The sequence below is a fragment of the Paenibacillus marchantiophytorum genome, from assembly GCF_014640555.1.
In the GTDB taxonomy this organism is placed as follows: Bacteria; Bacillota; Bacilli; order Paenibacillales; family NBRC-103111; genus Paenibacillus_E; species Paenibacillus_E marchantiophytorum.
On sequence record NZ_BMHE01000062.1, the window covers coordinates 23,444 to 38,422 of the forward strand.

Here is a 14,979-nt window from a genome sequence, read left to right on the forward strand (position 1 = left end):
TTAATATCCGAACGCAAAACTAAATTGGTATTTTAGTTCTGAGAGGTGAGGGAATGGATCCTAAGAAAATTCTGATTATGGAATCAGCGAAGAAATCTTTTGCGCTTTTTGGATACAAGGGCACGACGATGGATCAGATTGCTAAAATTGCGGGCGTCGGTAAAGCGACGATTTATACGTTTTTTGCTAATAAAGAAGAACTTCTCCATGAAATTATTCAGTCTTTGATCGCGGAGATGAAAGCTGTTGCGGAAAAAGCGATTGTCGAAGGAGAGACGACCTTTGAGAAAATTCATGGAGCGCTTTACGGCATCCTCGTTTTTCGCAAAGAACATGAACTGCTCATTCAACTAGCCCATGAGGTTCAGCAATTCGGCAGTACGATTACGCTGGAAGCGATGGCAAGTATTGAGACTGAGGTCATTCAGTTCATGACGGAGCATATGCAGCGCGCCATACATAACGGTTCGATGAAAAACTGTGATCCGAAAATGACGGCTTTCATTTTATTCAAGTTGTATGTGGCTTTGGTTTTTGACTGGGAAAAGCAGAACGAGCCATTAACCGATGAGAAAATTTTGAATCTGCTGCAAATTTATTTTGGAAATTTCATTCTTTCTTAGTTTTTTTATTTCATATTATGCGGAGGGTTATTCATGCGATTTATTCGACCAATGGTTTATTCAGCGATGGCGGTTGTCATCGGAACGAGTGCATTTCTTTTAACATCCAAACAGGCAGTCAGCCAAACAGATGCTGTTAATCAACTGCATCCAACTGCTTATATTGAAACGAATGAAGTGAGCGCCAGCTTCAAGGTAGGCGGAAGGGTGACTGAGGTTTTGGTCAAAGAAGGCGACAGCGTGAAGAAGGGGCAAGTACTTGCCCGTTTGCAAAGCACCGAGATCGAAGCCAAAGTGCAGCAGGCCAAGGCAGCGGTTGCGCTAGCGCAGGGGAAAATCGCCGAAGCGGAGGGCGCGACAGCGACTGCGGAAGCGAAGAAGCAGCAGGGCATCGCCGGCGTGAATGTCACCGCGGATACCGCTGAACAGCAAATCGCGCAAGCGCAGGCTGCTGTCAGTGCAGCGCAAGCCAAGGTCGACGGACTTCACAACGGGGCGCGTCCGGAAGAGAAGAAGCAAGCGGAGATTCAGTTCCAGGCAGCATCGGAGGTTTACACCATTGCTGAGCAGAACCTGAATCGGATGAATGCGATGCTCGCACAAGGTCTCGTCGCGCAAGCGGACGTGGACAAAGTGAAAGTGAGCTTCGAGGAAGCGAAGACGAAGCGGGACTTGGCCCAGCAGCAGCTGAACATGGCCAATCAAGGGCCGCGCGAAGAAGAGATTCGCGGAGCGGAAGCCCTGCTCGCCCAGGCGCAGGCTACGCTCAAGCTTGCGGAAGCGAACCGTGGCACGGTGCAGGTTCGCCAAGGGGACGTTGCCGCAGCGGATGCGGCGGTGCAGCAAGCCCAAGGCGCGATTAAATCCGCGCAATCCGGTGAACTGCAAGCGAAGGCTGCTCAGTTGGAAGCCGAGACGTACCTCAGCTACACAGATCTGGTTGCGCCAACAGACGGTGTTGTGCTATACCAATCTGCTCAAGTTGGCGAGCTTGTTGGCTCTGGGTTCCCTGTTTTCTCGGTGGAGTCGACTGAACAGCGCTGGGCTAAGTTTTACATGCCGGAGACTTCCGTTGCTGGCCTTAAAGTTGGCAACAAAATCAGCATGACCATGCTGTCGACGGGCGAGAAAGTGGAGGGTACCGTTACAACCGTAGCGGCAGCACCTGATTTTGCCATTAAGAAAGCTACGCAAACCTCAGGCGAGACGGACATCCGTTCGTTTGGGATCAAAATTGAATTAAACCAACTGCCAGTCACAGCAACAACCGGGATGACGCTGCAATGGATCGGTAAAACGGAAGGATGATGAAGGAGATGGATCTTCGGATTGGCAAGCTGATTACAGAAGAATGGATGCACATTCTGAAGGACCGACGTCTTTTTCTGATCTTGTTCTTCGTTCCGATCATGTACACCGTGCTGTTTGGCTCGATATATGTCCACCACAAAGTAACCGAAATGGCTACCGTCGTGATAGATGAAGACCAAAGTCCGCTAAGTCGTCAAGTGATTCAAGCCTTCGAGCAGAGTGAAACGTTCCAGATTAAGAAGGAATACCACTCGGAGGAAGAAGTGAAGCGGGCGCTGGAAACGGGAGAAGCCAAAGTAGGCTTAATTATCCCGTCCAATTTCGAAGCGAAGCTCAAGCATGGCGAATCCCTGCCGCTGCTTACGCTGATCGATGGCAGCAACATGATGATTTCGAACTCAGCGACCAAAGGCGCGAACGAAGTGATCACAACGTTCAGCATGGGGTACTCCCAGAAGAAATTACAGCTTCAGCAAGGACTTCAGAATGAGCAAGTGATGAACACCCTGTCCCCGATTCCATATCGGTATCGGATTATGTACAATTCAACTTTTAACTATAGTGATTTTATGCTCTATGGTTTGGTTGGAGCGATTTTGCAGCAAGTTTTGTTCTTAGGCATAGCGTTAACGATCACAAGGGAAAAAGATGCCGGAACGTGGCAGCGGTTCGAAGCTTGGAAACGGAATCCATGGCGCATCGCCTATGCGAAGACCGCGCCCTATTTCTTGATTAATTTATTTAACACATCGGTGACGTTCGTCATTGCTTTGTATGCGTTCGGCGCGCCAATGAGCGGCAGCCTGCTGGTCGGCTTGGCGATTATTCTCAGCTTTACCTTTGCCGTCAGCGGGATCGGTTATTTGATCAGCCTATTCTCTTCGAACCAGCTGGGGGCGACACAGACGGCGATGTTAATTGCTGTTCCGTCCTTCATGCTTTCGGGTTTCACATGGCCATTTGAGGCTATGCCCAAAGCGCTTCAAGTGTTCGGGCATATGCTTCCGCTCACGTATTTCCTGGACGGCGTTCGTAATGTTTTCGTCAAAGGCAATGATTTTGCCGTCATTTGGCACGATTGCCTGTCACTTATTTTGACCGGAGCCATCACCTATTTTGTAGCCATGTTGTTAACGCGCTTTGTTGTCTTTTCCAAAAAGAAAGAGAAGGATGCCGCCGTCAGTACGAAGCCCACACAGCCTGCGCTGACCAACGGATCGAACATATCGGCATAACCATCAAGGAAGGAAGCGATTTTTTTGAAAAAAACGCTCATCAGCTTATCAGCAGCCCTGTTACTCCTTTCCAGCACGCAAGCCATTAGCTATGCGGACACGGTGCAAGACCCTAATCAAAATGTCTATGTGAATGTGGATGTCCTCGATACTGTGTCTGCCATCGACTTAACGTATGTCCTGGATAAAGCTTTGAAAGATTCCCACAATCTAGCGCTGCTTACATTGAAATATGCCGCCCAAGGCAGCAAAAAAGCCGATTTGGAATCACAAATGGATACGATGGGCTCGGCCTCTTTTACACCGGGACATTTGCCGAGCACAGTGGCAGAGGTTACGAATACGGGAAATCCGCTCTTGCCGAATTTGACAGATCCAATCGATATTGCCTGGACCGTAACACAGAATAATGTCATGAACCAGATGATGCAGGGCATGGGGGCACTAGCCGGAGGGATGAATACGATCATTTCTGCGCAGCGGGCGCAAATGAAGACGGCAGCACACCAACTCGGCACAGATCAACGGAACTCACTGCTGCAAACCGATGAGGCCAAGGCGGGAATTCGCCTTCAGACGATTGCGCAATATGTGCAATTGCTAGGTCAGAAAAAGCAACTGGATTTTATGAACGACTATGCTGCGGTTATGGAGAAAGATTTGCTCCGGGCAACGCTCTTTGCCCAGCAAGGCTTGGCATCATCAGATGATGTGCAAACCGTCCAAAAGGCCATTAATAAGCAAAAGGACGATATCGCAACGCTGCTTAACAACTATCGTTTGGGACTTGTTCAGCTATCTACAGATATTGGAATTTCCTATGATCCTAATCTGGTCATCAAAGATATCGAAACCATTTTACTAGATCCGATCACGGAAACGGATACGACCACCCTGCTCAAATCGTCCTACCAAATGAAATCTTCCGGCAATAACATGGATGAAGCCGTTTGGGAGACGGGGCATACAGTTACTCAGAATACTTACGGAGACACGTATTTAGGTGTTAATTTGGCAATCAACGGGCAGAAGAACGAGCAAACAAAGCTCGAATTAACGAAGAAAATTCAAACGACCTATCATGATGCCAAGAATGCGTATCAAGCCGTTCTTACCGAGCAGCGAAACGTAACGGATATTCAGGCTGATCTGGCGAAAATGAAATTCCGTTATGACGTCGGCGTTCTCTCCAAACATGATCTGAATAAATTTCAGCTGAAAGTTCAGCAGAATGAAACGACATTAACAGCCGCCAAGCTGAAATATTACGTGTTGAAAGAAAAAGCCAAAGCGATGGACACAGGCTTCATTCAATAGTTTATTGCCAACCACAGTTCTGAGTGACGGGTTCAAAGCCTGCGCGGAAAAGGAACTGTGGTTTTTTCTGGATTGAGTTCGCAAAATTTCTGGGATATAATGAAAAGAATGACTAAATGCTGATACAAGGGGTGTAGAAAACTTGAGCATAACCAAAACAGATGTCGATCACGTCGCGAAGTTGGCTAGACTCGATTTAAGTGATACGGAGAAAGAGCTATTTACGGAACAGCTGAATGCGATTTTAAAATATGCCGAACAGCTGAATGGACTGAATACGGAAGGTGTCGTTCCGACTAGTCATGCGATGCCCATGGTGAACGTCATGCGTGAAGATGTTACGGCACCGTCGCTGCCCATTGATAAGGTTTTACTGAACGCACCCGATCATGAAGACGGGCAATTCAAAGTTCCGGCTGTTTTAGAATAGAGAACCAGATGAAAGGGAGTGCCTGTCGTTGTCTTTGTTTGATCTAAACCTACAACAAATTCACGCGAAGCTTCAAGGCAAAGAACTGAAAGTTGCCGATCTCGTGGATCAATCCTATACAAGAATCCAGCAAGTAGAAAGCAAAGTTCGCGCTTTCCTAACCTTAGATGAAGAAAATGCCCGATTAACGGCTGCCAAATTGGACGAGCAGTTCGCAAACAGTGCGACTACGAGCGATCTATTCGGATTGCCGATCGGGATCAAGGATAATATGGTGACAGAAGGATTGCGCACAACATGTGCCAGTAAATTCCTGTCCAACTATAATCCAATCTACGACGCTACTGTCGTCACCAAGCTGAAAGAAGCTCAAACCGTCACGATCGGCAAGCTCAATATGGATGAATTCGCCATGGGCGGCTCCAACGAGAACTCCGCTTACCATCCGTCCCACAATCCGTGGAACACGGATTATGTACCCGGCGGCTCCAGCGGCGGTTCCGCTGCTGCGGTTGCGGCAGGCGAAGTATACTTCGCGCTGGGCTCCGACACCGGCGGCTCGATTCGCCAGCCGGCTGCTTACTGCGGTATCGTCGGTCTCAAGCCGACGTACGGACTTGTGTCCCGCTATGGCCTCGTCGCGTTCGCGTCTTCACTCGATCAGATCGGGCCGCTGACGAAGAACGTCGAAGACTCCGCCTACTTGCTGCAAGCCATCGCAGGCTATGACCCCAAAGATTCCACTTCTGCGAAAGTGGACATCCCTGATTACCTCAGCGCCTTGACCGGAGATATCAAAGGTCTGCGCATCGGGGTACCGAAGGAATACATGGGCAAGGGGATCGACCCGGCTGTCAAAGAGAAAGTGCTCGAAGCGCTCAAAGTGCTGGAAGGCTTAGGCGCTGTATGGGAAGAAGTCACGCTGCCGCATTCCGAATATGCCGTTGCTACCTATTACTTGCTCGCTTCATCGGAAGCGTCCTCCAACCTTGCTCGCTTTGACGGCGTGCGTTATGGTGTACGCACAGACAATGCGAACAATTTGCTTGATCTGTACCATATGTCCCGCAGCGAAGGTTTTGGTCCTGAGGTCAAACGCCGCATCATGCTGGGAACGTATGCGTTAAGCTCGGGCTATTATGATGCTTATTATTTGAAGGCACAACAAGTACGTACGTTGATCAAGCAAGATTTTGATCAAGTATTTGAGAAATTCGATATCATTATCGGACCTACGGCTCCGACGCCGGCTTTCAAGATCGGCGAGCAAAGCAATGATCCGCTTACGATGTATTTGAATGATATTATGACCATTCCGGTCAGCTTGGCGGGTATTCCTGCGATTAGCGTACCTTGCGGTTTCGTGAACGAACTTCCGGTTGGCCTGCAAGTCATCGGCAAAGCGCTGGATGAAGCTACCCTTCTGCGTGTAGCCCACGCTTTTGAGCAGCATACAGATCACCACAAACAGCGCCCGCAATTGTAAGTTCATAGTTCATGAGTCACGAAGGAGGCATTCATTTTGTCGGCAACAGATACCCAATTTGAAACGGTCGTTGGTCTTGAAGTTCACGTTGAGCTTCATACCGCTTCCAAAATATTTTGCGGATGCGCAACCTCATTCGGAGCCCCTCCGAATACGAATACATGTCCGGTATGCCTAGGCCACCCCGGCGTTCTGCCTGTACTGAATCGTCAGGCGGTGGAATATGCGATGAAGGCCGCAATGGCGCTGAATTGCACGATTTCTACACATAGTAAATTTGACCGTAAAAACTACTTTTATCCGGATTCGCCGGATGCTTACCAAACTTCGCAATATGATCAGCCGATCGGCTTGAACGGTTGGGTGGATATTGAAGTGAACGGTGTTAGCAAACGAATCGGTGTGACTCGCCTTCACCTAGAGGAAGATGCGGGGAAGCTAACGCACGTCGATGGCGGCTATGCCTCTCTGGTTGATCTCAATCGGGCGGGAACGCCGCTCATTGAGATTGTGTCTGAACCTGATTTGCGGTCTCCTGAAGAAGCGCGTGCCTATCTGGAGAAAGTCAGAGCGATCATGATCTACTGTGATGTGTCCGACGTGAAAATGGAAGAAGGCTCGATGCGCTGCGATGCCAACGTCAGCTTGCGTCCTTTCGGGCAAGAGAAGTTCGGCACGAGAGCTGAGCTGAAGAACATGAACTCGTTCCGCGGCGTCCAAAAAGGACTCGAGTACGAGGAATTCCGCCAAGCGGACATTCTACGCAGCGGCGGCGAAGTGGATCAAGAAACGCGTCGCTGGGATGAAGCCCAAGGCAAGACAGTTGCGATGCGAGGCAAAGAAGATGCGCATGACTACCGCTATTTCCCTGATCCGGATCTGGTGAGCTTGTACATCGACGATGCTTGGAAAGCTAGTGTCAAAGCATCCATCCCGGAGCTGCCGGACGCTCGCAAAGCGCGCTATAGCAGTGAATACGGACTTCCTAGCTACGATGCGGATGTTATCACTTCTTCAATGAAGCTCGCTAACTTCTTCGAAGAGAGCTTGCGGTACACACAGGATGCCAAAGCGGTGTCCAACTGGATCATGGGTGATTTGCTCGGCTATTTGAATGCGAACAGCCTTGAATTCACCGATGTTAAAGTCACTGGCAAAGGTCTTGGTGAAATGATCGGTCTGATTGAGAAAGGCACCATTTCCAACAAGATTGCCAAAACGGTCTTCAAGGAAATGCTCGAATCCGGCAAAGAGCCGCAGAAGATCGTAGAAGAGCAAGGACTTGTACAAATCAGTGACGAGGGTGCGATCAAAGCCGTCGTTGAGCAGGTAGTGGCGAACAGTCCGCAATCCGTAGCTGATTTCAAAGCTGGCAAAGAGAAAGCCGTAGGCTTCCTTGTCGGGCAAGTGATGAAAGAAACCAAAGGCAAAGCCAACCCAGGACTCGTCAATAAATTAATTGTGGAGTGCCTGAACAGCAAGTGATAAAGTATGAAGTGGTGATCCGATCCCAAGGACACCACTTTTTTTCAATTATAAGGAAAGAGGGGGACTCCCTATGACGATTCAACCTTTAGCCTTACAAACCAATGAGGAGATCCTGCGTCTGCTATCCTTGCAAATGGCTTCTTATCGTGTGGAAGCAGAGTTGATCGGTTTCGAGGATATTCCGCCCTTGAAGGATGGCATTGATTCTATTCGCAAGGCGGAAGAAACCTTCTATGGTTATTTTGTGCAGGAAGAGAATGAGACTAGACTTGCCGGTGCCATTTCATTTTCGAGGGAGGGCTCGGTGATTACGATTTGCCGCATGATGGTGCACCCAAATTATTTCCGCAGAGGGATTGCTAGGTCTCTTTTGCAACATATACTGAAAGTACAAGAGGAAGAAGGGGCTGTTCTGTTCGTTGTGTCTACAGGGACGGCGAATTTACCGGCTGTTCAGCTCTATCGAAGCTTTGGCTTTGAGATGAAGCGGGTATTCACAGTGGCACCAGGTGTCTGTTTAACAACGTTTGAACGTCCAGCAAGTGATTCTTAGATAGTTAGGAGTGATGGCAGCATGAGTAATCCATGGGTTATTGATCAGGTTCATATCACCATTCGGTTGGTACTCGCACTTCTGCTTGGCGGTTTAATTGGGTTCGAGCGCGAAGTCAGCAGTCATGCCGCGGGGCTTCGTACGCATATTCTGGTTTGTGTCGGCTCATCGCTCGTTATGCTGCTTTCCATGTATGGGTTCAGCGCTTTTGTCAACGAAGTTAATGTGCGTCTCGATCCTTCGCGTCTTGCAGCCCAGGTCATTAGCGGTATCGGCTTTCTGGGGGCAGGCACAATCATGTTTAATGGAAGATCCATCACGGGCCTTACGACCGCTGCATCACTCTGGGTCGTTGCGGGGATAGGGCTTGCTGTAGGAGCGGGCTTTTATTATCCGGCTGTACTTGCCTGTTTCATGGTGCTTATCTCACTATGGATTCTAAACAAAGTAGAGCTTAAGTATTTTAACGGCAAAAAGATTCGGGTACTCAAGATACAAGCGTCCGATCAACCAGGAACATTAGGCCTCATTACAACACTTCTGGGCAAACAGAACGTCGATATTCGTAAAATTACCTTGGAAGAGCATGAGGTGGCAGATAAACCTAATCAAGTACAGATTACATTCCACGTAACCATTCCCAAGCCTTCGATTATCGTGACGGTGCTTGAAGGCATTAATCAAATTAAAGGGGTCACAGGCGTTACCATTGAAAAAAGTAAAAGTTAATTGAAGGGGTCCGTCGATAAGGAGCGTCTAAACTTTTGGACGAAATGAAAGGGGGAAGTCAGGCATGGACAATATGACGGATGAGCAGCTGATCGATCAGGTCCGTCAAGGTCATTCCGATGCTTATCGTGTATTGGTAGAGCGGCATAAGAACTATATCTATACAGTCGTTTACCGCATGGTAGGGCATAAGGAAACTGCCGAGGACTTAACCCAGGAAGTGTTCGTTAAGCTTTTTCGGTCCTTGATTCATTTTCGCGGAGAGGCCAAATTTACAACATGGCTCTACCGCATGACGACGAATCTCGTAACGGACTTTCGGCGCTCGCAGAAACGGAAGCCTTATGAGGCCTTGCTTGACAAAATGAAAAGCTGGTTTACTGACAGCCGGGATCAGCCAGAAGAGATGGCGATTCGCAAGGATGATCAAGAGCGGATGCAGGCGCTTTTGGCCGAGCTTCCGGACAAGTACCGCTTGATTATGTATTTGTTTCATTATAAGCAACTTTCCTATCAGGAAATGTCCCAAGCTACGGGACTGCCAGTCAAAACGCTCGAAACTAGACTTTACCGGGGAAAAGCCATGCTGAAAGAAAAATGGTTGGAGGTGAACTCGCATGACGCCCAGACAACAGGAAGACCATCGGCTCACGCAATACCTAAATAAATTACTGGACGAAATGCCGTTAGGTGAACCGAGCTCTCATTTGACGGACCGGATCATGCGCGGTATACAAGAGGAAGATAGAGTCTCTCTGGTTCCTAAGACGCCAATGCGCCAACAAGCGTATTGGATCAACAGTTCAATTGCCATTGCTGCAACAATCGTGCTCATTCAATCAGGCATCATTGGCAAAATAATGAATATCGATACTGGCATCATGCAGCTGACCACCTTTATTCAGCACCTATCCCAATAACAAATAACTTATCTATAGAATGGAGGCTTCTCTATGAACGTACCGCAGGATCATTCTCATATTCCCTCATACTCAGATGACCCGAGTTACCGGCACTATGCTCCTTATTATCCAATTGCTAAGAAACGCAAATGGAAGGCGGGGATACTGTCGTTCATGGTTCCGGGAACGGGACACTTTTATCTAGGGCTTATGCAGCGTGGTTTATTCATCATGATGCTCCTCATCCTGGATATCTTCATCATCACTTCGCTTGCGAACCAAGCTGACCCTAGTGTTGCTACAGTCACATTATTTGCTCTATTTATCCCAGTCATTTACTTCTATAACCTGTTCGATGCGCTCCAAGCGACAGACCATGTCAATAACCGTTTGGAACTAGGAGAATTCTCCGGTTCTCAGGACATTGAATTCCGCGATCCGCTGCAGAAGTTGATCAAGGGCACCAACATGGGCGTCATTCTGGTCGCCGCGGGAGCTGTTTTCTTCCTGCTCAGCAACAAACCGCTGTGGGTGACAGGGCTTTTTGATCTAATGGGTTCCTACCTTGGATCGGTTGTGCTCGTGCTTGCTGGGATTGCGATGTACTTGCTTGATTCCCGCAAAAATAAATAAGCCTCTAAGCGGTCGATTGCCATAACCATCATTGACAAAAGTTAATTAACACACGTACAATATAGTGTAAGGTTTTATTAACTAACATCAGGTGGTGAGTACTATGGCCGTACATTTAGAACAGGCATTGGCTAAATTGAAAACAACCGGTGTTCGGATGACGCCACAGCGGCATGCAATCCTCTCTTTTCTATTGGATTCCATGACTCATCCGACCGCAGATGACATCTACAAATCCCTTGAATCCAAATTTCCTAACATGAGCGTAGCGACTGTTTATAATAATCTCAAAGTATTTATTGAATCAGGACTCGTTCGAGAACTGACTTATGGAGACAGCTCGAGTCGTTTTGATGCGGATATGACGGACCATTATCATGCGGTTTGTGAAAGCTGCGGGAAGATCGCGGACTTTGAATATCCGCCTCTTCATGATATTGAGAACACCGCTGCAGGACAAACGGGCTTTCAAGTTAGCGGCTACCGCCTAGAAGTTTATGGTGTTTGTCCGGACTGCACAGGGATTACCAAGCATTAACGTGCGTAGAATTCCTCAATAGCCGTTCCAATGATGTATAATGAAACGTGATCGTACTTCTTGTTATTGAAGAGGTACGGCGCGTTTTTTTCTTTTTTTTATATCCTACAAAGGAAGTGAAATTTTGCAGCTGACACCCATAGATCCACAGCCGAAACATAGAAAATCTACCAAGAAATTTCTGCTGATATCTTCCCTTTTCATTGGAATCCTTGCGGCAGGGGCCGCCACCTATCTATGGCAGGAACTTGCCCCTAACCGTACGAAAGTAGATCCGGACTATCACGAGATAAGCAAGCCGGTATTTTATCAAGGGAATTATTATAAAGAAAGTGCAATAGGTGCCAAAGAGGGGCTTAAATTACCTCTGGAGCTTATTCAGGAGTGGATGGATCCAACCATTCTATATGAGAAAAGCAGCGATTCGGTCATTATCACAACCAAAGAAAAAGTGCTTCGGCTCAAAACAACCGAGCTGTCGGCGTTCATGAATGAGAAGCCGATCACGCTTTCTTTCCCTGTTGAGAAGAAGGGGGATCGCATCTATGTGCCGATTGAGCCGCTGCGTCAGCTGTATCCTTTTGAAATCAGAGAATCAGAGACAACGGGAGCCGTTCTTCTATATAAAAAAGGTGAGCTTCTCAAATGGGCCAAACATGTGGGGCAGGAATCCGCACAACTTCGCACATTTGCATCCATCAAAGCGCCAATCGTCTCCGAGATCGCGAGCAATGAGCAGCTCATTATTTTAAGCGATGAGGGTGAATGGTACAAAGCTCAACAGTCAAGCGGGCCAATTGGCTATGTTCGCAAGAGCGATGTGCTGGATGATCATGAGGAAACCATTCCGATGCAGGAAGAGACTTCCTCCTATGTGCCATGGAAGCCGCTTAACGGCAAGTTGAACATGACCTGGGAGCATGTCATAAGCAAAACGCCTGACACTTCCAAGTTTAGTGATATGCCTGGCCTTCAAGTGGTCAGTCCAACTTGGTTCTCACTTGCTGACGGTGAGGGACGCATTAAGAACATCGCTGACGCTTCCTATGTCAAATGGGCGCAAACGCGCAATTATCAGGTCTGGGCGCTGTTCAGCAATGGATTTGAGGCTGACAGGACCTCTCAAGCGCTTTCCACGTACGATCGTCGTATGAAAATCATTAAGCAATTGCTTGGTTTCGCTCAGACGTACAAGCTGCAGGGCTTCAATATTGATTTTGAAAATGTTCATTTGAAAGATAAAGAGAATCTCGTGCAGTTTGTTCGCGAAATGACACCTTTTATGCATGAACAAGGATTGTCAGTTTCCATCGATGTAACACCCAAATCAACGAATGAGATGTGGTCCATGTTTTATGACCGGCCTGCTCTTGCTGAAGTCGTTGATTATATGATGGTGATGGCTTACGACGAGTATTGGGCATCAAGCCCCAAATCAGGGTCCGTTTCATCACTTCCATGGGCAGAGCGTTCGGTTGCGCAAATATTGAACGCAGATAAAGTTCCTCCATCTAAGCTTGTCCTGGGTGTTCCATTCTATACCCGGCAGTGGACGGAGGAAACTAAAAATGGGAAAACGACCGCGACCTCCAAAACCTTAACGATGGAAGCGGCCCAAACTATTATTAAAGACAAGAAACTGACCCCGACGTATCTGCCGGAAGCGGGACAGAATTACGTGGAGTACAAAGAGGGCGATAAGCTCATTCGCATCTGGCTAGAAGATGAGACATCGATGCAGGCAAGGATCGATTTAGTGAAGAAGTACGATCTGGCTGGTGTGGCCTCCTGGCGCAGAGGGTTTGAGCAGGCTCCTATGTGGAAAGTGATTCAAGATGCATTGGTGCCAGCGAAGCCTTAATAAAGCACAAAAGCCGCAACCTGATTGGGTTGCGGCTTTCTGTCGTCTATCAATGAGGCTTATGCTCAAGCTCCCGATGAAGTTCATGTTCGGAAGCTTGTACGGCTGCGGCTGTTTCGCTCTCAGCTGTCGGTTCAAATTGCGGATCTACCGTCAATATCGTTTTACAAAACATGCAGCGATCTGTTTTGCCAAGCATTTTCGTTCTTCTTCCACATTCGGGGCAATCAATAACCGTTGCGGATGTAGACAACATACCGGCCCAGAAGTAGATTCCCATGCTTACCATCATCGTTATCATTCCTAGGATCATGAAGACAACCGCGATGATCCGGCCAGCTTTCCCCCAATCAAAAACGATACCGGCCAAACCTATAATCATAAGCAGCATTCCACCCATGGTCAGGGCAAGACCCCATAAGCGAAATTCATTTACTTTACTTGATCTGAAACGCAATTCGTGTTCCTCCCCATCATTTAGCCATCATGTTTTGTGTGATTTGTCACAGAAATCAGCAGGAAACTTAGTCACCATTGTAGAAATAAGAGATAAACAATTATGGAGACAGGAGCTTTGGATACCCATGGGAATCGATAAAGAGCAGTTTTTGCTTAAGTTTCGAAATGACCAGCGGATCATAAGCGTCATGGCGGTTGATAATCCTAAGCAACTTCCCTCGCTGACAGACGGTTTTGATACGCTGCTTCTAATCGTAACGAACGACCTGAGCCTGAACAATCATACGACTAATTATATAAGAGACGCTTCTAGGATACAAGAAAGATGGGTAGATCCTTCTTCACTCGAACAATGGGTTCGTCAAGGTCTCAATCGAAATATCCTTCACTGGCTGTTAAAAGGGGAGATACTTCTGGATCAGAACACTTATTTAGAAGGCCTGCGCCATAGAATACTTGAATTCCCTAGTGACTTGCGTGAGCATAAACTGCTCGTTGAGTTCTCGCACTTCTTGCGCAAATATCTGCAAAGCAAGGAGTACATTCTTGATGAACACTTGCTAGATGCCTATAACAATATTCTTGAGGCGTTGCATCACTGGGCGCGAATTGTCATTATTGAAGATGGCTATCACCCGGAAATCACCGTTTGGAGACAGATTCGTGCCATTAATCCAGGTGTGTATAAGCTGTATGAGGAATTGACTATGAGCAAAGAGACCCTGAAGCAGAGGGTTCAATTAGTTTTACTCGCTTGTGAGTTTTCTGTCATGTCCAAAATGGAGCGCTGCTGTGAGGCTTTTATTCAAATCCTCCGCGCGAGCGAGCAGCCACTGAGTTCAGATGAACTGCAACAGCATCCACAATTAGTTGAAGTGAAGGCAGAGCTTCCTTTGCTTTTGAACAAACTTGTCAAAAAAGGCTTGATCAAAGAAGTAGCCATTCTTATTGATGAAGAAATTTCTGAAATTGAGCTGAAATATACGAGTATTTAAAAGGACGAATCTTTGAAGAACCAGTGGTTATGCTGGTTCTTTTTTTATTCTTATTTTATTGCTTGACTTTAAATGCGATTCTATGATAAATTAACTCTCGCCGCTAAAAACGGTTCGCATCTGGAAAGTAAACGAAGTAGTTGATGTAAGCCAAGCAAGAAAAAAGAAAAATAAAAAAAGCTTGCATTGAATACCTCGGATGTGATATATTATAAAAGTCGCCGCTAAACGGATGGCGAAGAAAACGAAAGAAATTGATCTTTGAAAACTGAACAACGAGTGAGTAAGCGCGGACGAGCAATCGTTCAAAAAAGAGATTGTAAAATCTCGCTAGCAAGTCAATGAGCATTTCAGCTTTCAGATATATGGGTGAGTAATCATCCACTACTATGGAGAGTTTGATCCTGGCTCAGGACGAA

General features: G+C 47.3%; 16 protein-coding genes. 15 read left to right on the plus strand and 1 reads right to left on the minus strand.

The features are described from left to right. Nucleotides 1-53: 53 nt before the first annotated feature. From IEY34_RS32305 to IEY34_RS32370, 14 genes are all read left to right on the plus strand, one after another. Entirely contained in the window at nucleotides 54-623 is a 570-nt protein-coding gene (locus IEY34_RS32305) for a TetR/AcrR family transcriptional regulator (protein ID WP_189019813.1), read from the plus strand. Between the two features lie 33 nt (nucleotides 624-656). After that, nucleotides 657-1,931 (plus strand): HlyD family secretion protein, encoded by a 1,275-nt coding sequence (locus IEY34_RS32310; protein ID WP_189019814.1) that lies wholly within the window; start codon nucleotides 657-659, stop codon nucleotides 1,929-1,931. An 8-nt stretch (nucleotides 1,932-1,939) separates the two neighbouring features. After that, entirely contained in the window at nucleotides 1,940-3,169 is a 1,230-nt protein-coding gene (locus IEY34_RS32315; protein ID WP_229757943.1) for an ABC transporter permease, read from the plus strand. Nucleotides 3,170-3,193: 24 nt separating this feature from the next. After that, nucleotides 3,194-4,486, plus strand: a complete 1,293-nt coding sequence (locus IEY34_RS32320) for a TolC family protein (RefSeq protein ID WP_189019816.1) — start codon at nucleotides 3,194-3,196, stop codon at nucleotides 4,484-4,486. A gap of 142 nt (nucleotides 4,487-4,628) precedes the next feature. Next, a complete protein-coding gene (gatC, locus tag IEY34_RS32325) occupies nucleotides 4,629-4,916 on the plus strand; it encodes an Asp-tRNA(Asn)/Glu-tRNA(Gln) amidotransferase subunit GatC (RefSeq protein WP_189019818.1) in 288 nt (95 codons plus the stop codon). Nucleotides 4,917-4,944: 28 nt separating this feature from the next. Next, a complete protein-coding gene (gatA, locus tag IEY34_RS32330) occupies nucleotides 4,945-6,402 on the plus strand; it encodes an Asp-tRNA(Asn)/Glu-tRNA(Gln) amidotransferase subunit GatA (RefSeq protein ID WP_189019820.1) in 1,458 nt (485 codons plus the stop codon). A 33-nt stretch (nucleotides 6,403-6,435) separates the two neighbouring features. Then, nucleotides 6,436-7,887 carry an Asp-tRNA(Asn)/Glu-tRNA(Gln) amidotransferase subunit GatB gene (gatB, locus tag IEY34_RS32335; RefSeq protein ID WP_189019840.1) on the plus strand — a complete coding sequence of 484 codons (1,452 nt, stop codon included), beginning with the start codon at nucleotides 6,436-6,438 and terminating at the stop codon, nucleotides 7,885-7,887. Nucleotides 7,888-7,960: 73 nt separating this feature from the next. Next, nucleotides 7,961-8,443 (plus strand): GNAT family N-acetyltransferase, encoded by a 483-nt coding sequence (locus IEY34_RS32340; RefSeq protein ID WP_189019822.1) that lies wholly within the window; start codon nucleotides 7,961-7,963, stop codon nucleotides 8,441-8,443. A 21-nt stretch (nucleotides 8,444-8,464) separates the two neighbouring features. Continuing rightward, entirely contained in the window at nucleotides 8,465-9,172 is a 708-nt protein-coding gene (locus IEY34_RS32345; RefSeq protein ID WP_189019824.1) for an MgtC/SapB family protein, read from the plus strand. 64 nt (nucleotides 9,173-9,236) lie between these two features. Continuing rightward, the gene (locus tag IEY34_RS32350) at nucleotides 9,237-9,839 is read left to right on the plus strand and encodes an RNA polymerase sigma factor (RefSeq protein WP_189019826.1); all 603 of its coding nucleotides are present in this window, start codon (nucleotides 9,237-9,239) and stop codon (nucleotides 9,837-9,839) included. Next, the gene (locus IEY34_RS32355) at nucleotides 9,790-10,092 is read left to right on the plus strand and encodes a hypothetical protein (RefSeq protein WP_189019828.1); all 303 of its coding nucleotides are present in this window, start codon (nucleotides 9,790-9,792) and stop codon (nucleotides 10,090-10,092) included. Before IEY34_RS32350 ends, IEY34_RS32355 begins: the two co-directional genes overlap by 50 nt. Before the next feature lie 33 nt (nucleotides 10,093-10,125). Beyond that, nucleotides 10,126-10,707 carry a DUF6677 family protein gene (locus tag IEY34_RS32360; RefSeq protein ID WP_189019830.1) on the plus strand — a complete coding sequence of 194 codons (582 nt, stop codon included), beginning with the start codon at nucleotides 10,126-10,128 and terminating at the stop codon, nucleotides 10,705-10,707. Between the two features lie 103 nt (nucleotides 10,708-10,810). Then, nucleotides 10,811-11,245 (plus strand): peroxide-responsive transcriptional repressor PerR, encoded by a 435-nt coding sequence (perR, locus tag IEY34_RS32365; RefSeq protein ID WP_189019832.1) that lies wholly within the window; start codon nucleotides 10,811-10,813, stop codon nucleotides 11,243-11,245. Nucleotides 11,246-11,369: 124 nt separating this feature from the next. Then, a complete protein-coding gene (locus tag IEY34_RS32370) occupies nucleotides 11,370-13,106 on the plus strand; it encodes a glycosyl hydrolase family 18 protein (protein WP_229757944.1) in 1,737 nt (578 codons plus the stop codon). Between the two features lie 49 nt (nucleotides 13,107-13,155). On the opposite strand, the gene IEY34_RS32375 is transcribed toward IEY34_RS32370, so the two are convergent. Beyond that, nucleotides 13,156-13,563, minus strand: a complete 408-nt coding sequence (locus IEY34_RS32375) for a YgzB family protein (RefSeq protein ID WP_189019834.1) — start codon at nucleotides 13,561-13,563, stop codon at nucleotides 13,156-13,158. Between the two features lie 127 nt (nucleotides 13,564-13,690). Between IEY34_RS32375 and IEY34_RS32380 the strand changes: the two genes are divergently transcribed. Continuing rightward, nucleotides 13,691-14,560 carry a nucleotidyltransferase-like protein gene (locus IEY34_RS32380; RefSeq protein ID WP_189019836.1) on the plus strand — a complete coding sequence of 290 codons (870 nt, stop codon included), beginning with the start codon at nucleotides 13,691-13,693 and terminating at the stop codon, nucleotides 14,558-14,560. Nucleotides 14,561-14,979 lie beyond the last annotated feature (419 nt).

Bases quoted from the DNA above. Each gene is read 5' to 3' on its own strand.
- IEY34_RS32305 (WP_189019813.1), top strand. From the start codon at position 54: ATGGATCCTAAGAAAATTCTGATTATGGAATCAGCGAAGAAATCTTTT.
- IEY34_RS32310 (WP_189019814.1), top strand. From the start codon at position 657: ATGCGATTTATTCGACCAATGGTTTATTCAGCGATGGCGGTTGTCATC.
- IEY34_RS32315 (WP_229757943.1), top strand. From the start codon at position 1,940: ATGGATCTTCGGATTGGCAAGCTGATTACAGAAGAATGGATGCACATT.
- IEY34_RS32340 (WP_189019822.1), top strand. From the start codon at position 7,961: ATGACGATTCAACCTTTAGCCTTACAAACCAATGAGGAGATCCTGCGT.
- IEY34_RS32345 (WP_189019824.1), top strand. From the start codon at position 8,465: ATGAGTAATCCATGGGTTATTGATCAGGTTCATATCACCATTCGGTTG.
- IEY34_RS32350 (WP_189019826.1), top strand. From the start codon at position 9,237: ATGGACAATATGACGGATGAGCAGCTGATCGATCAGGTCCGTCAAGGT.
- IEY34_RS32355 (WP_189019828.1), top strand. From the start codon at position 9,790: ATGACGCCCAGACAACAGGAAGACCATCGGCTCACGCAATACCTAAAT.
- IEY34_RS32360 (WP_189019830.1), top strand. From the start codon at position 10,126: ATGAACGTACCGCAGGATCATTCTCATATTCCCTCATACTCAGATGAC.
- perR (WP_189019832.1), top strand. From the start codon at position 10,811: ATGGCCGTACATTTAGAACAGGCATTGGCTAAATTGAAAACAACCGGT.
- IEY34_RS32380 (WP_189019836.1), top strand. From the start codon at position 13,691: ATGGGAATCGATAAAGAGCAGTTTTTGCTTAAGTTTCGAAATGACCAG.